Below are 670 nucleotides of genomic sequence, written 5' to 3'. Positions count from 1 at the left end.
GCGGATCACCACGATATCGACACGCCTTACTGCTTCAACCGTAAAGAAGCAAAAAATCACGGCGAAGGCGGTAATCTAGTCGGTTCTGCTTTAGAAGGTCGTATCATGCTGGTGGATGACGTGATTACAGCGGGTACCGCGATTCGTGAATCGATGGAAATCATCAAGGCGAATGGTGCAGATCTGGCTGGCGTATTAGTGGCTATCGACCGCCAAGAGAAAGGCAAAGGCGAACTTTCTGCGATTCAGGAAGTTGAGCGCGACTTCGGTTGTGCGGTGATTTCTATCGTGAGTTTGGGTGACTTAATCACTTACCTTGAAGAAAAAGGTAACGCGACCGAGTATCTTGAAGCGGTGAAAGCATACCGCGCGGAATACGGCATCTAATTTCCCACTTTTTCAATTCAATAAAAAAGGTATCCAATCGGATACCTTTTCTTTTGCGATTTATTTGTAGCGAATGCCTTTGGGCTCGTTTTCATCTTGCATGGTTTTGTAGCGTTTGTGCAGCCACATCCATTGCTCAGGTGCTCGCAAAATCACTTCTTCCACGTACTTGTTCATGTAAGCCGCTGCAGCCACTTCGTCTTTTTGTGGGTAATCGGCTTCAATGCACTTATCAGCGATGATTTCGTATTTGCCTTCGTCATTGCGGAAACCAGAACCTGGA

1 protein-coding gene and 1 pseudogene are annotated in these 670 nt (G+C 46.7%); one reads left to right on the top strand and one right to left on the bottom strand.

Annotation, left to right across the window (positions count from 1 at the left end):
• On the top strand, window positions 1–387 hold a 387-nt coding region (gene pyrE / locus R7Q11_RS26760; protein WP_225467065.1), incomplete at its 5' end, for an orotate phosphoribosyltransferase.
• Window positions 388–447: 60 nt separating this feature from the next.
• On the opposite strand, the pseudogene R7Q11_RS26755 reads toward pyrE, so the two are convergent.
• Window positions 448–670: pseudogene (locus R7Q11_RS26755) on the bottom strand (lipid A biosynthesis lauroyl acyltransferase); the annotation flags it as partial.

It is taken from the genome of Vibrio sp. 970 (assembly GCF_033339075.1).
This window is presented reverse-complemented; position numbering and strand designations above follow the sequence as displayed.